General features: G+C 36.2%; 14 protein-coding genes and 2 pseudogenes. All 16 read left to right on the top strand.

Annotation, left to right across the window (positions count from 1 at the left end; translation table 11 throughout):
* Positions 1-67: 67 nt before the first annotated feature.
* The 16 genes and pseudogenes from IPH52_17220 to IPH52_17295 all read left to right on the top strand — a co-directional run bounded on the left by IPH52_17220 (position 68) and on the right by IPH52_17295 (position 17,013).
* On the top strand, positions 68-1,168 hold the full coding sequence (locus IPH52_17220) for a hypothetical protein (protein ID MBK7056751.1): 1,101 nt from the start codon (positions 68-70) through the stop codon (positions 1,166-1,168).
* Positions 1,169-1,512: 344 nt separating this feature from the next.
* Positions 1,513-2,796 carry a hypothetical protein gene (locus IPH52_17225; protein MBK7056752.1) on the top strand — a complete coding sequence of 428 codons (1,284 nt, stop codon included), beginning with the start codon at positions 1,513-1,515 and terminating at the stop codon, positions 2,794-2,796.
* Between the two features lie 377 nt (positions 2,797-3,173).
* Positions 3,174-3,311 carry a hypothetical protein gene (locus IPH52_17230; protein MBK7056753.1) on the top strand — a complete coding sequence of 46 codons (138 nt, stop codon included), beginning with the start codon at positions 3,174-3,176 and terminating at the stop codon, positions 3,309-3,311.
* A gap of 211 nt (positions 3,312-3,522) precedes the next feature.
* The gene (locus IPH52_17235; GenBank protein MBK7056754.1) at positions 3,523-3,957 is read left to right on the top strand and encodes a hypothetical protein; all 435 of its coding nucleotides are present in this window, start codon (positions 3,523-3,525) and stop codon (positions 3,955-3,957) included.
* A gap of 54 nt (positions 3,958-4,011) precedes the next feature.
* The gene (locus IPH52_17240; protein MBK7056755.1) at positions 4,012-4,569 is read left to right on the top strand and encodes a hypothetical protein; all 558 of its coding nucleotides are present in this window, start codon (positions 4,012-4,014) and stop codon (positions 4,567-4,569) included.
* Positions 4,570-5,485: 916 nt separating this feature from the next.
* Positions 5,486-5,812 carry an STAS domain-containing protein gene (locus IPH52_17245; protein MBK7056756.1) on the top strand — a complete coding sequence of 109 codons (327 nt, stop codon included), beginning with the start codon at positions 5,486-5,488 and terminating at the stop codon, positions 5,810-5,812.
* Positions 5,813-5,850: 38 nt separating this feature from the next.
* The gene (locus IPH52_17250; protein ID MBK7056757.1) at positions 5,851-7,161 is read left to right on the top strand and encodes a VWA domain-containing protein; all 1,311 of its coding nucleotides are present in this window, start codon (positions 5,851-5,853) and stop codon (positions 7,159-7,161) included.
* Positions 7,158-7,460: a hypothetical protein gene (locus IPH52_17255; GenBank protein MBK7056758.1), complete on the top strand. Its 303-nt coding sequence runs from the start codon at positions 7,158-7,160 to the stop codon at positions 7,458-7,460. Before IPH52_17250 ends, IPH52_17255 begins: the two co-directional genes overlap by 4 nt.
* Positions 7,461-7,632: 172 nt before the next feature.
* Positions 7,633-11,013 (top strand): hypothetical protein, encoded by a 3,381-nt coding sequence (locus IPH52_17260; GenBank protein MBK7056759.1) that lies wholly within the window; start codon positions 7,633-7,635, stop codon positions 11,011-11,013.
* Entirely contained in the window at positions 10,965-12,047 is a 1,083-nt protein-coding gene (locus IPH52_17265; protein MBK7056760.1) for a hypothetical protein, read from the top strand. The genes IPH52_17260 and IPH52_17265 overlap by 49 nt, the downstream gene beginning before the upstream one ends.
* Positions 12,048-12,221: 174 nt before the next feature.
* Positions 12,222-13,632 (top strand): annotated as a pseudogene (locus IPH52_17270) (catalase).
* A 48-nt stretch (positions 13,633-13,680) separates the two neighbouring features.
* On the top strand, positions 13,681-13,866 hold the full coding sequence (locus tag IPH52_17275) for a hypothetical protein (protein ID MBK7056761.1): 186 nt from the start codon (positions 13,681-13,683) through the stop codon (positions 13,864-13,866).
* Between the two features lie 1,011 nt (positions 13,867-14,877).
* The gene (locus tag IPH52_17280) at positions 14,878-15,045 is read left to right on the top strand and encodes a hypothetical protein (GenBank protein MBK7056762.1); all 168 of its coding nucleotides are present in this window, start codon (positions 14,878-14,880) and stop codon (positions 15,043-15,045) included.
* Between the two features lie 377 nt (positions 15,046-15,422).
* Positions 15,423-15,968 carry a hypothetical protein gene (locus tag IPH52_17285; GenBank protein MBK7056763.1) on the top strand — a complete coding sequence of 182 codons (546 nt, stop codon included), beginning with the start codon at positions 15,423-15,425 and terminating at the stop codon, positions 15,966-15,968.
* On the top strand, positions 15,866-16,072 hold the full coding sequence (locus IPH52_17290) for a M23 family metallopeptidase (GenBank protein ID MBK7056764.1): 207 nt from the start codon (positions 15,866-15,868) through the stop codon (positions 16,070-16,072). Before IPH52_17285 ends, IPH52_17290 begins: the two co-directional genes overlap by 103 nt.
* A 58-nt stretch (positions 16,073-16,130) precedes the next feature.
* Positions 16,131-17,013: pseudogene (locus IPH52_17295) on the top strand (Crp/Fnr family transcriptional regulator).
* Positions 17,014-17,746 lie beyond the last annotated feature (733 nt).

Consider the following 17,746-nt stretch of genomic DNA (forward strand, 5'->3'; position numbering starts at 1 on the left):
TAAATGATGATGAAATTTTACATTTTACAAAACGTCGGATACTCTTAACGTTATAGGAATTTTTACCTTGAATATTATAAAAGAATATATTGAGAATCATGAATCGCTTTTTGAAGAACTGAAATATCTAATAAAAGAGAATTGGATCCACATTCGTTTGCCTAATACAGAAATTATTCTGTCGCTGTCAGAAAAACAAATAAATAGATTATTAAAGCGTAAATTGCCAAATAGGATTCCTGGATTCACTTACTACAAACACTATGGATTTAGTTACGAAAATTACGGAGAATTTCTAATAGGTCAGAATCAAAAGGATGAGAATGAAACTGGCTTATATGGAAATACAATGGATATAAATTTATCATTTAAATTACAAGATGCTATAATAAGAATAGATCGCGTCAGTCCAATTTTTATTTTACTGCTTGAACCTTTTTATACTATCGATGACAATATTGATCGCCTAGGCCTTGCGGATTATTACTATACTTTGCAAATTTATAATGCACCACAAACTGAACATAAAAATCTTATTACAAAATCTTTATATTACTTAAATTCCTTTTATCTAAAGCCGTCGAAAACATCTTTAATGCTACATCACATAGAGGTTGATTTAATCCTTCAGCTTCAAGACACTGACGACATTGACATTGAAATATCTAGAAAAAAAATGTTAAAGAGAAAAGATTTTAAATCTATTGAACCACTTATGCTGTATAATGACGCTTCCTGTCAGACTTTTGAAAATGGGTTTCTTGGATTTTACAGGATATTGGAATTTTTCTTTACTAGAGCTTTAGAGACTGAACTTAAAAAGTTACGATATGATAAATTAAAAACAGAAAAAGAAATAATTATAAAAATTCAATCCAAAGATGAAAAAAGCATGTTAAAAAATTTGTTAAATCATATTCTTAAGCCACAAGAAAAAAATAGACTTACTACATATTTAAAAAATAAAGGAATACTGAAAGAAGATAACTTTGATAAATTTAGTAACAAATTGTATGAATTCCGAAATTCGTTAGTTCATTCTAAAGAAACACACTTAGAAACAATATATATTCCTGATCCATTTTCTCCAAATACAGAGATAAAGCACTGGAATTATATTGCAAAAAATCTTGCGGAGATTTGCATAAATAGATTAAATGTTTCGTAATTGATAACCGCCGCCTAACTGCGAGTATCCACTGCGGCGACTCACTAAGCTCGGATGATGTGAGTCACCTTGCTCCAAGCCGGCTTAGTTGTATTAGCCACACTTTGTAGTATATTTGTTGAACTTACGCAAGTCCAGTGCCTTCGTTCCGGTCACAAAACTTGCAAGAGAATAATGCAAGTTTTGCGCCCTACACTCAGTCACGGGACTTGCTAGTAGTTGGTCGGCTTGGAGACATGACTTTGAAACTCAAAAGGTGCTACCGCACTTTCGAGTTTCAAAGTCACGTCGGATACTCTTAACGTTATGCGGCATTTTTATTAAATTTAATTAAGAGAGAATTAATGTCAGAACATCAAAAAGAACCAGGTAAAAGATTTTTAAAATTACTAAAACAACTAGGAATAGCGTTAGGATATTATTCAGTTAATGAATTTAAAATTACCGAGGGGAGTACCTCCGCTGTAGATGTCGCTTGGTTTAAAGATAAAAAACAAAAATTTCCACTTTTTATTTTTGAGATAGAGTCTACTTCAACTAATGGAATGACTTATAATCCTATAAAAATTTTTGCCAAAGACAATACAACATTTGAAAAACCTTTATTTATGTTTCAAATAGTATTAACAAAAGGACAAGATTCCGAAAAGTTCGAGGATTTAAAAAGGGAATTTGGAAAATTTAATTATAGGATTTATCGATTAAGTTTAGAAGAAGAAATTAATTTTTACAAAGATATTTTATCTCAGAATAGGAGAGTCTCTGAATTTATTAACTTAAATAATATCTTTAGAGTTTTCATAAAGCATAATGTGGATTCACAAATTGTCAACCAACTGTTTCTTTTTATCGAGGAATTTGAATATAATAACAACAGCAATAAATATCTTCTTTTTTATACTTCCATTTATGAGCATACTCTCTACAAAAATAATTTACTTAGATATATTTTAAATAAAAACAGTTATGGATATGAAGGCTATTATAGTTCATGGTATGGATATATTTTTTTAGGTGCATTGGAATATTACAATACGGAGAATTTAGAAAAGAAGGAAGATATAATAAATAGCATTATTAATTGGCAGAACAATAATGGCCACTTAAAAATGATTTGGCCCAACTTTGGATTATCAATGGATTATGATAAATTTATTATTTATAGTAGTGCACGACTTTTAGCAATTGTATATGGGACATGTAATTCTATTAAAATGTATAATTTTATAAAAGATATTCTTTTAGAAATTATAAAATCCTTAAAAGAAAATTATAGAATATCAACTTTGATTTGGTTATTTCACTTATCCAATTCGAATAAAGACGATGAGACTAAAGTATTTGCGTTTACTGAATTAAAAAAAATATATGAGAATGTTGATTCTATCTTACTGAACAGTCCCTTTATTTATGAAGACAATAACTGGGAAGATGATATTATTGATTTTGAGTGCACCTTATTTCAAGATAGCATTCTTGATAGAGAGAAAATTTTAGAATATTATAATAAAAATTCAATTTTATCTCCAGATATTCTTATAACGAGGATTTTAATAGATGATGAAGAGTTATTTTATAATAGTGACAGTATAATTTTTAATGTTTACAATAATAAAAACGCCGCATAACTGCGAGTATCCACTGCGGAGGTGAACTATGTTCGGAAGCTGTTCACCTCCTTGCTCCAAGCCGGCTTAGTTGTATAAGTGAAAACTTTGTAGTATATTTGTCAGACTTGCGCAAGTCCAGTGCCTTCATTCCGGTCACAAAACTTGCAAGAGAATAATGCAAGTTTTGCGCCCTACATCCAACCGCTTCGCCCCCAAATTATTTCTTATGAAAATAATTTGAAGTCACGGGACTTGCTAGTAGTTGGTCGGCTTGGAGACATTGGAAAATGGAAAGAAAAATGCTTGGGGCATTTTCTTCCCATTTTCTCAACGTCAGATACTCTTAACGTTAGTTGCCATTGCATCAGAATAAATTAAAGATCGGGAGACTAACAGTGAAAGCAGAGTTTGATAAATTTATATTTGAGGATAAATTAAAGTCATCAGAAGTCGAAAAGGAAATAGGAATAGTTTTAGGAAAAGTAACTCATCATATACATCCTGACATTGTAAAAAAAAATAATAGAAGCTAACAAAAAATTTGAAAATGAATTTAAAAAGTATTCTGACAAAAAACTGAAAATTGAGAATTATTTTTATAAAAACTCAGATTGTCTTTTTCCAGGAGTAAGAAGACCAATTCAGAGCGACAAAGTAAAAAAGTGGAAAAATAATGTTTTTGAGAAAGATGGAACAATACTGAATGATAATACTTACCCTAGATACATATGGACATATTTAGCAATGAATCAAGCTTATTCTGGAGGAAAAAATGGAGTGTGGGGTAAAAGTGGATTAGACGCATTTGAATTGGCACATATATTTAGCCATAAAAAAGAGGAAAGAAAGTTTGAAAAAAAGGTTTTTAGAAAGTATAATGATAAAACTGATCTCTCGTCGCTTTTTACTTCTGTCTCCAATGTAGTGTTAATTCCAAAAGGATTAGCAAAACCAACAGATAAATTAGAATCAATAAAAATATGCTTCTTTAAACGACATTTAGATCTATATGGAAATAACTTATTAGAATTAGATGGCTTTAAGGATAATATGCTCCCACCATCGTATAAAAATATCGAGTGGCTCCCGCCAACAAAAGCAAATGATTGGGAAAAAAGAATAGATAATCTTTTAGAATTTAGAGTTAAACACTTAAAGAATAAATATAAGAAAAAGTAAAAACTAGCGAAAATTAGATGACAAAAAAAATGGATGGCTTTCGGTATATTTGAAATGAATAAATCAGAGAAAGCTATCCTATTCAAGTATGAAGAATTCTTGAAGCAATTTGAATTAAGCCAAAAGAAAAATAGAAAGCTAATGGCTAATGAATTTGATACAATAAAAAAGATACAACCAAATATAATAAGCGAAATGATGAAAGTTATGATGGATAAAGATATAGACATTTATGCAAAAGAATTAATATCTTTAACTTTTTATTCTTTTTGGGAAATAATAAAAAATAATGATAAAGTAAAAAAATGTAAAATATACATGGAAGTATTTGATAAAAATTATAATAATAACATAAGTTACTTATCATTATTCAAAGATTCAGAAAAGAATAAAAATGATATGGAAAAATTTCTGAACGACAGTTTAGAAGGGTATCGTCAAAAAGAAATGATTAGATATTTGGTCATGATAGTTCAAAGTTTACTAGCATATACAAAGATGGACGGAAAGCATATTGCGAAAGTATTCGCATCAACAAAAACTTTAATTGATACTTTTGACCAATTACTTAATGATGAATTAACAGTGGGAAAAGACTATTTGGAAAAGTAAGAATATTCTGTATTAGGATGTAACAGTCAACTAACTGCGAGTATCCACTGCGGAACGGGCTATGTTTGGATGATGCCCGTCCCTTGCTCCAAGCCGGCTTAGTTGTGCAAGTGAAACTTTATAGTATATTTGTCAGACTCACGCAAGTCCAGTGCCTTCGTCCACCCGCGATGCCCTAAAACTTTTTCTTGGGGAAAAAGTTTTAATGGTCACAAAACTTGCAGAGGGGATAAGCAAGTTTATGTGCCATCCGTTCAGTCACAGGACTTTGCTAGTAGTTGGTCGGCTCGGAGACATAGGAAAAATGACGAGAAAAATTCTTGGGGAATTTTCTCGCCATTTTTCCTACGTCGGATACTCTTAACGTTAGTTGTCATTTTAGACTTGACCATGTTTTTCTAGGGACTAATGTTCGGACTTTATTGACGTAGGTTTCTCGACCTCCGTGTCGAGGCTATTCGTAGTTAAACGTCAGCCAGAAACTAAGTCACCAATTCTGATCATTATCGCCTTCTATTCTAAGATCACACTGGTAGTTTTAGTTGGCATATTGGAGATTGATTATTTTAAAGGTAATAACTATTAGCCTCTTTTTCATTTTGAGATTACTTTTTAAATCCCTTTGTGTCTTTGTGTGATCTTACCTTTTTTCCTTAACTTGATAGCATTGCTGATATACCTAGATAATAGAGTAAATAACACGAAATCACGAAAAGGACGCATTCTGAGGCAATTGAATTTATATAAAAGCCGAAAAAGGGAGGTTTATGCATTGACCTTAGGAATATTTTGAGAATGGAAAATCAGGAAACATACGATTTTTACCGATAATATGAAATGGTATTCTGTAACTGAATAGAAAATACTGTTGATTTTGACAAACACTGATTAAAATCATGTAAATACGGCGAGAAAAATGGAAATATCATTTAGGGACAAGGGAAAGAATAAAATACTACGGTTTACAGGGAACCTAGATATTTACACATCACCCGTAATAAAAAAAAAAGCAATTTCTACGATTGAAGAAGAAGAGGTTGAATCCCTTATTTTTGATATGAGTGAAGTGAATTATTTTGATTCTTCCGGTATTGCGCTTATCGCAAATTTACGAAAGCGAATGATGGATAGAGAAGGGAAATTTGCTCTTCTTGCTATTTCCTATGAAATCAAATCTGTATTGCAGTTGGCTTCTATGGATAGATTCTTTACTATATATGCAAATGAAGAAGAAATTGTATAAAACAGTGAAAATATACTGCGAGTAATCGACGTTATCCAATGCTAGAAATTCCAGGATTCAAAAGCTTAAAAAAAATACCTTGGAAAGATCTCGACCCTGGTATGATTGTTGTTGGTGGAGTTAAGGTAAACAATGGTCTGCCGATTGAACTTGCCACTTTTCCAGCATTAACCGTTAGTCTGATTCGCGAATTAACTACCAAATATCATTTTCTTCCCAATCGAGAAATAATAGTCGCCGAGGCAAATAGAGGAGAGAGTCCTTCTCGTATGTCGATGGGATTTCGCACGATTGAAAAACGCTTAAAGCAGTTCAATGATTTTCGCGCAGTCATTCAAAAACAAAGAAATGCATTGGTTGAGACGAAGGGACTAATATTACCCGCCGATGCTCCTCTTATTTCTACACCCTATGTAATTTCCGATCAGCTAATTAAGGATACCTACAATTCATTTGAATTGAAAATTCCTTTTACCAATGCTCCGTCAATGTTCTCTCATTTAGCCGAGAAAGTTACTCTTGCTGATGTTCTTTCTGGTAAGTTGAAAGACAAGTTTAGATTGCCCGAAGATGTAGAAGTAATGCTTCATCTAGTTGTAGATTATTCGTATAGCATGAATACGATGGATAAGCTAGACCTCGTCATGGCAGCGGTTAATCTGTTTTATATTCATATTTCAGAATGTATGCTCAATGTAAAATTACAGCTCTATGTATTTTCTGAGAATTGTGTTCAGGCAAAATTTCCTCTTTCTGGAAAGGAAATTGAGCGTAAAGCCACCAATTACGGAAGCTTCATGAAGAAAGTGTTGCATCATCGAAATCCAGATGTTATTAATAAAGTGATTTTATTTACTGATGGAGAGCCTTCTGATAAGACAGATGCAATCATGATTGGAAATAAAATGAAGAAGTTAAAGATTGATTATACTCAAATTATATTTGATATAAATGAAGACCGTCGTGTGGAGTATCAGGGATTGAATGGTAGCGAAAAGAGCCTCGATGGTTTTCTCACTAATCCTCCTCCGGGGATAACATCTGTTAGGCTAAATGATGCAGATTGGAGAAATCGGAAAGCAGAGATATATGAAATCTTTACAGAGGTAGCCCATGCCTGTGGAGGCAATCAGATTATCATCAGCGTTTATGAGCTAATGAGCTTAATTGGCGTTGAGGTATACGATCGTTATATGGGAAGACTAACTCTTTCTAGACTTCCTATTATCACTCCTCAATTCCAGGAATTTAAATCTAGTATCAAAAATTCTAAAGAGGAATTAAAAGAGCAAATTAAACAGAAAGTAATAAAACCTTTTGAGTTTAAAAAGGTGGAGAGACCTAAATGATTTTAGAAAATATGAAATTAATTTTTGATGACGAATACAGTCGCCTCTACTTTGATGAGGCAAATAGGTATTATGTTCTCTGGCTGATGATTAGTCATGTTATGTGGTATGATATTTATATCTGGCTCACGAATGAAGAGGTTAGCCTATTTTTAAATTCGGATCATTCTATTGATGAGGTTCAGTTTCGCCACTTTGCAAATGATGTAGCTTTGTCGAGACCCGGTCTCGTTGGAAGAAACAGCATTTGGGATGATAGAATCTTAGTAAGAGAAGAAAATCGTCCCTCTTCTCAATAATAGAAATATAATAAAGCGAATTGGATTTCCCTTAATACTTTTTTTTTCCTTTCTTAAAGTCTTTTATAATAGAATAGGAATAAAGCTTACGCCACTTGTCTAATTATGTAGCAAAGGAAGGAACCTTTTATGGTTGCCTTTAAGCAGTTTTCTGATAATATTGAGAAGAAAAATGAAAAAATTGAAAACACAAGCTTATAGATTCTTTGGAGTAGGAAAGCTAATCCTTTTCTGCTTTGGGATAACTTTCTCTTTGTCTCAATGCAATTTTAAACACGGACCTAAGTTATTCGGGTTTTTGCCTTTACCGTTTTCTCCTACAAAGGATTCTGCTAAGAATTTTATCGTCGAAAATACCGATGCCTTATTTACAAACGAGTTTGGTAGACAGGCTTCTTTTACTATTAAGCTAAGCAAAAAACCAGAAAATGATGTTACGATTGGTTCTATAACATCTTCTAATCCTGCGGAAGGTGTAATAGTTACAGCTTCTTCTTTTACATTTACAAAGGATAACTTTGATCAGCCGCAAACCATTACAGTGCAGGGAGTCCCTGACGGAGTTGCGGATGGAAACCAACAGTATCGAGTTAAATTTGGCTCTTTGAAAACGGAGGATTACAGTTATTCTCTTCTTGTCATTCCAGATGCATTGGTGATTAACACAGACAAAGAAACTCCTAGCATTGCAGCCACACCTGCTTTAGGTCTTTCTACAAATGAAAATGGTCAAGCGGCTAACGTTTACGTCGTATTATCCACTCAGCCAGGGGCAGATGTTGTTATACCTGCGTTTTCTTCTGATACTGTTACTGAATGTGCTGTTAGCGCAACATTGACATTTACCTCTAAAAATTGGGACACTCCTCAGATTGTAAAAGTAACGGGAGTAGATGATTTTTTATTAGATGGAGCAAAGAATTGTTCGATTTCAAGTTCACCTTCGACTAGCGTTGATCAAGTGTATGTAAATAAAACCATGCCCGTTGTTACTGTAGTCAACGTGGACAATGATACTCCCGGCTTTACCTATGTGCCTATCACATCGGCAATCACTACCGAAGGTGGAGGTCAGGCTCAATTTTCCGTTATATTAAATACGATTCCAAGCGGTAATATTAGTGTTTCAGGAATTACCACAAGTGATTCAACGGAAGCAACTATTTCCCCTACAAGTTTTTCTTTTGGACCGACTAATTGGAATATTCCGCAAGTCATGACTTTAACAGGTCAGGATGATTCAATGAATGACGGAAGTATAAATTATACGGTTGTATTTCCGAATGCTAATGCCATTGATCCACTCGATGCGGTTTATGATAATTTGGCGCCATCTTCTGCTGGATCTTTTACAAATCAAGACGATGACACAAGAGGATTTAATATAGTCGCACTCGCACCTACGCCATCGATCAATCCTATTCTTGTGACCGAAGGAGGGACTTCACAAACCTTTTCAATCAGTCTTACCTCTATTCCCTGTGATACACCTTCTAGCCCTGATACATGTAGTCCGGCTTCTGTTACAATCGATCTAACAAATAATAATACATCTGAATATACGATTAGCCCCAACTCTTTGACTTTTACAGGTGGTGACTGGAATATAGGACAGACGGTTACTGTTACTGCCGTGGATGACTTTATCGACAATCCAAATTTGGATTTTACACTTGTATTAGAGCCAATCATTAGCACGACTGATTATTCTGGTCTTGACCCAAGTGATGTTGCAGTCCGGGTAATAAATAATGACGTATCCGGTTTTACGATTAACCCCGCCGGTGGTATCACGGTAAATGAGAATGATCCGGGTGGAGTAGGACTTGAGTCAACGATTACTGTAGTTTTAAACTCAGAGCCAACCGGAAATGTTACCCTTGGATCCGTTATAAGTAGCGACACGCTTGAGGCAATCGTAGGTCCGACCATTGGTGGTGGAAATACTTCTATTACAAATCGAACGTTAGTGTTCACACCTACCGGCGGTCAGGCGATCGTAAATTCGGATGCAAACTCAGACGGAGTAAATGATACTAGCACGGGTGGATGGAATGTTCCACAGACCATTCGAGTCAGAGCAGTCGTCGATGGAACGTCAGACGGAACACAAGTCCGACAAATTCAATTTGGATCTAGAAGTAGCTCTGATGCAAAATACGCCAACGCAGGAGTTACTCCGACTCCAAATGTCCCTGTCACCAATGTGGATAGTGGAGTTCCTACCCTACTTTTACAATCTATTTCAGCAGTTAGCTTTGCGGAGGATGGATCATCGACAATCACCGCCCAAGTCGTTTTAGCTACTCTTCCGACAGGGAACGTAACTATATCCAATATCATATCCTCTGATTTAACGGAAGGAATTGTTTTACCAAACGGAGGGGGCGGTTCTATCACAAATAGAACGTTAGTCTTTACACCTACAACGAATGCGGCTGTTGCTGGAACAAATACAACGACTGGTGGATGGAATATGCCTCAGACAATCACAATTAGAAGTGTCACAGATGGATTTGATGATGGAAATATTCCTTTTAAGATTACTTTTCCGACTGCAACCGGAGCAGTTGAATATGTTGGCTTACGACCGGTATCCGCAAACGCTGCTTATAATAGCGGGTTGGGTGAGTTGACTCTGACGAATATTGACAATGATACTATTGGGTTCACTATCTCGGCTGCCAATCCTTTTCCTATCACGGAAGGAGCTGCTGCTGGAACGTTTACAGTTGTATTAAATTCTGACCCATGTAGTACGCCTGCTATGTTAGTAAATTGCGCATCACAAGCTGTGACTCTTAATTTGATAAACAATAACACAGCCCAATACACAATTAGCCCTTCATCGCTTACATTTGGTGTCGGGACTTGGAATTCGCCTCAGACGATAACAGTTACCCCCGTAAATGATAGCTATGACGAGAATACGATGGATTTTACATTGGTTCTAGATGCTATCGTTAGTACGAGCGACTATGGTGGTCAGAATCCGGCTGATGTTACTGTGCGGGTAATAGATAATGATACAAGAGCAATTAACCTCACTCTGACGACTAACTATTCGACTGTAACCTCAAGTGTGGGAGGCTTTACTGAATACAATATGAATTTAGGTTCAATGCCATTTCCAGGAAATACAGTTACCGTGACTGTAAGTGTACCGACTGCTTCCCCTCAGGAAGGAAAGATTCTTGCCGCGGACAATGTGACCCAATTAGACACAAGAAGTTTTACCTTTACCAGTGCGAATTGGTCAACGACACAGATGTTTCGCGTTAGAGGAATTACGGGTGCAGGGACTGGAAGCGCCAATTTTACATTAACTGCCTCTGCCGTAGAGACTGGAACCCTTCCACCAACCGGTTACACCGCATTAACCTACAATAATTATACAGGAACTAGCGCGACCCAATCCATTACAAATTACCATATTGGCGCCGGAAAAAACTTGTTCTCGCTGGAAATACAACGACTATTTCGGAAGCAGGAACAACTCAGGCTTTGTTCTTTGTATTACTTAAACAAGCTCCAACTGCAAATGTTACTATAAATTTTGGAATAAGTGCTACTTATCCATGCACATTACCAGCGTCGGTTGGAAATACGACTCAATTTACCATAAGCCCCGCTTCTTTAACAATAACACCGGGAAATTGGAATCAGATTACAACGGCAACTCAAATTACAATTTCTAAAGTCGATGATTTTGTTGATGATGGAGATGTATCCTGTCCTGTAAGAATCACTTCTACTACCAGTGGGGATGCTTTCTTTAACGGACTTGTTACTCCGACAGATTTTACACAACCTTCTGTTATCGTTACGGACAATGATGCACGCGGGATATTGAGGGCGAGTCAGAATCCTTTGCTGTCTGGAAGGTTGATTACGTCGAGGACGGGAGCTGCGGCTACTCTTCAATACAGTCTTACTAGCCGACCAATGACAAATGTTGTTCTATCTTTTGCAGCAACTAGCGGATATGCCACATTTGCCCCGGCTACGCTAACGTTTACTCCGGCAAATTATCTTACCCCGCAAACTCTTACCGTCACGGGTACTGGATCAAGTCCTGCGGCTGATACGAATTATGTGGTCACGGCTACCGCAACTTCGACGGAAACAACAACCGGTTTTGCCAATGGAGGAATTTACAATACTCTAACGGACACGCAAAATGCGACGAATCGCTTCTTGCTTTATGATCTAGTGCCTTGCACGGGACCGACCCTAGGAACATGCTCTGCTGTTAATGCTACGGGCGGAACAGTCGCAGGAACTTATATAACAACAGAATCCGGAGGTATGCGGTATTTTGCTGTTAACCTCAGAGCAAGACCGACGACAACGGTATCGATTACTGTATCAAGCTCGAATACTGCTGAAGGCACAGTATCTCCAACAAGCCTAAGTTTTACGAATGCGAATTGGAATACACAGCAGATTGTAACTATAACAGGAATAAACGATTTTGTCATAGATGGATCTGTTTCTTATAACATCAATTTTGGCGCGATGACCGGTAACGCATCATTTACCGCAACGATACCATCTCTCACTGCTTCGAATTCGGACAATGATTGAGCACTTAAGCAATGAGTGGTGATCCAAACTATGCTGTTGATCCTCCTGACTATACGATTTCGATTACGAATTTGGGTTGACTCTGATTTAATCCCATAAATTCCTGCTTGCTAAGAGAACTCTTTTCTTAAAAATAGTAGTCGTAACCTTTAAACAAAAAAGGCGGAGAATACTATGAGCCAACAAACTACATCCTCGGGAATGCCCATTCATTTGAATGAAAGAGATTCCATCTTAGACAAGCATTTACTTACAGAGAAACTAGCTTATTTTAATCGGAAAAATCCCGGAAAGAATTACATGCGAAAGGGGGCTGGGGCTTACGGCGTGTTTACCCTATTCGTTCGTTTTTCTAACTACCGCGGAGAAAAAGGATCAGCGGATACTATGCGTGATCCGAGAGGGTTTGCGATTAAGTTTTATACCGAAGAGGGTAATTGGGATTTTGCGGGAAACAATATTCCAGTATTTTATATTCGGGATGCGTGGAAATTACCTGATTTAATTCATTCCCAAAAGAGAGATCCGCAAACAAATCTCAACATTGCAACTACGATGTGGGATTTCTGGTCATTATCCCCTGAGACTTTACACGGAGTTACGATGAATTTTTCAGAGCGAGGAATTCCTAAGAGCTTTCGATATATGGATGGTTTTTCCTGTCATTCATTTAGTTTTGTCAATGCAGACAATGTTCGTGTATGGGTAAAATTTCATTTTAAATCAGAGCGGGGATTGAGTGTCTTACAAATGAAGAAGCAACAAAGCTTGAGGGGAAAATCCAGACTGTTATGTAGAAGATTTATTTCACTCGATAGAGTCAGGAATTTTTCCTAAGTGGAAGCTATTTGTTCAAATTCTAACAGACAAAGACTTGGAAAAATTTACCTTTGATCCATTTGATGTCACTAAAGTCTGGTCTCATGCAGTGGCTCCCGAAATAGAAGTAGGGATACTAGAACTTAACCGCAATCCTGAAAACTATTTTGTAGAAGTAGAACAAGCTGCTTTTTCTCCAGCAAACGTTGTTCCCGGAATTGGTTTTTCTCCTGATAAATTATTGCAAGCAAGACTATTTGCCTACCCCGATGCACAGCGTCATAGACTCGGCGTGAATTATCAGTCTTTGCCGATCAATCGTCCTCGCTCTTATGTAGAAAATGGATATCGCGATGGAATGATGCGACTTGATTCCAATGGAGGCTCGGCTGTGAATTACATTCCAAATAGCCTCGAAGAAAAGCCTGTATACAATAAGCAGCAAGAGGCTAATTTAGTTACTCCACCGACTATTAAGAATTATCCTCTAGATGAATACACTCAAGCAGGAAATTTATACAGACTCATGACTGATGAGAAAAAAGAAATCCTAGTTGAAAATATTGTCGAAAGTATGACACATATTCCTACTCGAATCCAGGTAAGACAATGTGTTCATTTTTATAAAGCCGACCCCGAGTATGCGTATTCAGTTTGTGATTCTCTTGGTCTTGATTTTAATGAAGTGAAAATGCTTTCTACTTTTACCTATGAGGAGCTAATCCCGAAACTGCTAAAGGACTTTATGAGAAGATTGAGAGGGTGAAGACGGTGAAATAATTAGGAATTTTGAATGTAAAGAGAGTTGGTGTTTTTGCGTCCTATATTTTTGTTCATTGCAGGCATATACTGCTTTGCCTGTAGTGCCTACATCATTTCACCGGGTATAAGGTCAGACAATGCATTGACTAATATTGAAAAGCCGCCAGTTATACGAAATGATAAGATTAAAAATGACAACCTTTCTGTTTCTGTGTTTATTCCAAAGAAGAAGATTTAGAAGAAACATTTTTTGATGAAAATAATTTTCTCCTGAAAACGAAAACCTTAGAAATATCCTCACACCATTATGGGAAAGAGCAAAAGAAACAAAAAATGTTGTTCTAGTTCAAACGGAAGATAGAAAGAATAAAGAAAATATAAGGCAAATCAAAAGTATCCATATAAATCTAAAAGATTGTGAGCCAATTAAATCCATAAACTATCAATACAATTTCATAAAATTTGTTCGCTTCAGGAATAGAGTAAGAAGTGTAACTATCTATCCCAAACTTCCTGAATCTGCTTATTTAGAAGAGATGCAACCAATTTTTCTATGAATGAAATTCCAACACTGCGATCTATTTTTATTTTCGAGAAAAAATGTATCATTGGTTTACAATCTCTAGTTGAAGTAAAAATAGAAACGGATGAAACATTAATCTTTAAATTTCAGAATGCAAAATAAAAACTCTCATCTCCCTCTCTCTGCGTCTTAGTGCCTCTGTGGCAAATCTTTACAACAAATACTTAAATTTCTTTTTCTTGGAACGATAGACGATATAGTCAGAGTCAGAGAGTTACAATACTATTAATCCTTCTTCTTCGGAGACTAGAAGAAGACTTGCATCGGCGAGATCCATCGGAACATTTTGGTATTTTAAATTAGGTTTCGGATTTTTTTCGAAGAGTGTTTGTCCTGGGGGCTAATACGAAGCGGGTCTCGTTGTAACCATTTTAGAAAATCAGATTGCACATTTGGATTGAAATTCAAAAAATGCATAGTCTCTGTGATTACAGGCCAAGTAGTATAAAACTTTCCAGAAAAGTTTTTAAAGAAAGTTTGGACGCGCAAACTATGCGTATCTGAATTATCAAAGAGAGCGATTAAGGTCCTGCATTATGCTCGCCTTACTCCGTTTAGTGATTCATTGAAACTGAGTTGCAAAGTTGCTAGTTATTTCATGTAAAAATATCGTAAATCTTGGTGTTTTTACGAACCCTTACTCTACTACCAATGCAGGCGCAGTGTATGTATTTAGGAAGATGTAGCGAAGAAAGGATAAAAAACGGAATCCTTACTTATTTCTGGAACAATAAACTTATAGTCTCAGGAATTGCCGGCTCTCCTTTAGGCACAGATGGAATTGGAACTGCTGTTAGATTAAACTGCTTTCACTCTCAAAAAGCCCAAGACTAAACATTTAAAATTTCATTGAAAATAAAAAAATCTTCATTGAAAAAAATAAAATCTTCAATGAAGTTTTCAAATTTCATTGAAAAATAAAATATTCAATGAAGTTTTAGAAATCTTCAATGAAGTTTTTTAAAACTTCATTGATCTTTTAAATTTTGAAACAGACAAAAAGAATTTTCAAAGAATCCCTGAAAGGGCTTATTCTCTGAGCTGATGTTCCGTGCTGGTCAATGCAGTTAAGGTAACAAACAAATATGAAAAATTAACCACAAATCGAAGGGCACGAAGAGAGCGAATAAAAACTCCTTTTCTTTTTCTTAGTTGACAAATCAAAAGAAATGGTATAAATGAAACGATTTTTATTTTGAGGAAGGTTATTCTTGAACGGAAGATGTTATATATTTTTACTCTTTGCTGGAATTGCATTTACTACAAGTCAATCAGAGATAGTAAACTATCGCAAATCTAAACCTAAAGAGGAGTTACAGTCTCAAACTTCGATGGTGGAAGCAAAAGAGTCTGTAAAAAGTAGTCCTCCGTTGAGTGAAGTGCGTGAATCTAGGAATGAACTCATCCCAATTCCAAATACTCCTCCGATTCCAGAAAAGGAAAAGATAGTCATTCCCATGACGCCGCCGACAGGTCCACCTAAGCCTCAAGTGAAACAAACAACTCAGTTTTCTCGCCCATTTAACCAAAAGCTTATCACAATCGTAAACTTTTCTGCGAATCCAGAAAATCCTCATAAGGGAGTTGTATATAGTCCGATTGAGATGGGCTCGGTTCTTTCTTCAATGGAGGGTCGAGTGCCGCTATTGACTATATGGATGGGTATCATAATTATATCATTTTGGAGCATCCAAATGGTTTTTTTACTGTCTATGGAAATTTGGATGAAGTATTTGTCGCCGAAGGGCAGACTGTAAAAAAAGGCTCTCTTTTAGGTAGTCTTGTGAAGGAAAAAGGATTGTATTTTCAAGTCAATCAGGGAAAAAAGACTCTAGACCCAATCAGTTTAATTAAAAGTTAGATAAAAGATTGGTTTTGACGAAAGATATTATAATAGTGAAAATAGAAGGGATAAACTCTTGGCAGGACCAATAATACGACACTACAAAGCTGGCGCGATTGTCTATTTTGAAAAGGATAGAGCAGAAGACATTTACGTCTTACAAAACGGACGCGTTATTCTCACATACATGTCAGTAGACAGTAAAATGGAAATCAAAGAAGACGTTAAGCTCGGAGAATTCTTTGGAGTAAAATCTGCGCTCGGGCGTTATCCGAGAGAAAGACTGCACAGGTCATCGGTAGTGCGAGCATTCTAGTTTTTAAGCTCGCCGATTTCGAAATATTTGTTGCAAACAAAACACATCTTATCCTAAAGATGATGAAAGTTTTTCCAGCCAGCAGACAAATTCACGGAAAAGTTAGAGAAAATTTAGGTCAATTTGGCGATCAAAAATCACCGGCATTTGAGCTTATGAACGTTGCAGAAGTATTTCATAAAACTGGAAACTACGAGCATGCTGTGTATGCGTATAATAAGTATTTGTCTCATTATCCCGGTGGTTCGTATGCGACTCGCGCTCAGGAATTATCCCGAATAGCCGCTAAAAGTTCTATGCTTCCAGGAATATGCCTGAATTGGTTTATGAAGTAGAAAGAAGAACTGCTCCACCTACTCAAAAGCCTGCTACTGTCAGCCCTGCCAATCCAGCAGCTACTTCCACTCGCATCCAAGCACTTAGTTCTGATCTTTCCATTTCTGATTCTATCACAGAAGCAGATGATTTATATGATTCAGAAGAATACCAAGCAGCGTTAGATGCGTATAAGCCGCTCCTAACTTTGCCTCCTACCTCACCCGGAGATGATAAGCTAATCGAAAGGCATATTTTTGCTTTGGAATGTGTCAACAGAATTAGAACTCTGGGATCTCGCCTACTCATCATTATCCACTTATGTTAAGAAATATCCAAAAGGCGAGCGCGTGAAAGAGGCGATTTACAGCTTAGGCTTTAATCTGAGAATAAAGGTGAAAAAGTCGGCAATCATGCTCTATACAAAAGTTACAACTCTTCCACCTTCTGATGAGTTTGTCGAAAGCAAATTCTGAAATAGCGAGATTGAGAGGTAATGATCATGCTAGAAGCAATGTTTGGAAAGTTTGGAAGGTATTCAAGCCCAATGAAATTATTTTTTGTGAATATGAGCCTGGCAATGATTTCATTTGATTCCAAGAAGGTCAAGTCAAATTTACAAAAACAGTAGGCTCTTCCATCAAAGACATTAGACGTATTAGAATCTGGAGATATTTTGGAGAAATGGCAATTTAGAAGAGCAACCTCGCTCGGCAACTGCTGTTGTATTACTTTGAGGATTTCTTGCGTTAAATTTTAATCGTGCTAACTTTGAACTCTTAACGACCAGAATCCACAACTTGGCTACGAGTAATGACCATTTTTTCTACTCATGTTGAATGATGCAAAGAGACGACTCATGATTCATCATGGATGATATCATTGGGAAATTATCTGATGTATTCACTTGATGCTCTACGAAAACAAGGTATTAACGATCTGAAAGAAATTACACTCAAAGTAACCATTGAAGATTTGGACATTGGGTGGTCAACCTGTTGGCGAAGTGCAAAAAGTTCTCGCTCAACTCAAAAAGTCAGGTAAGATTGATATCTACGCAG

The sequence above is a fragment of the Leptospiraceae bacterium genome, assembly GCA_016708435.1.
Taxonomy (GTDB): domain Bacteria; phylum Spirochaetota; class Leptospiria; order Leptospirales; family Leptospiraceae; genus UBA2033.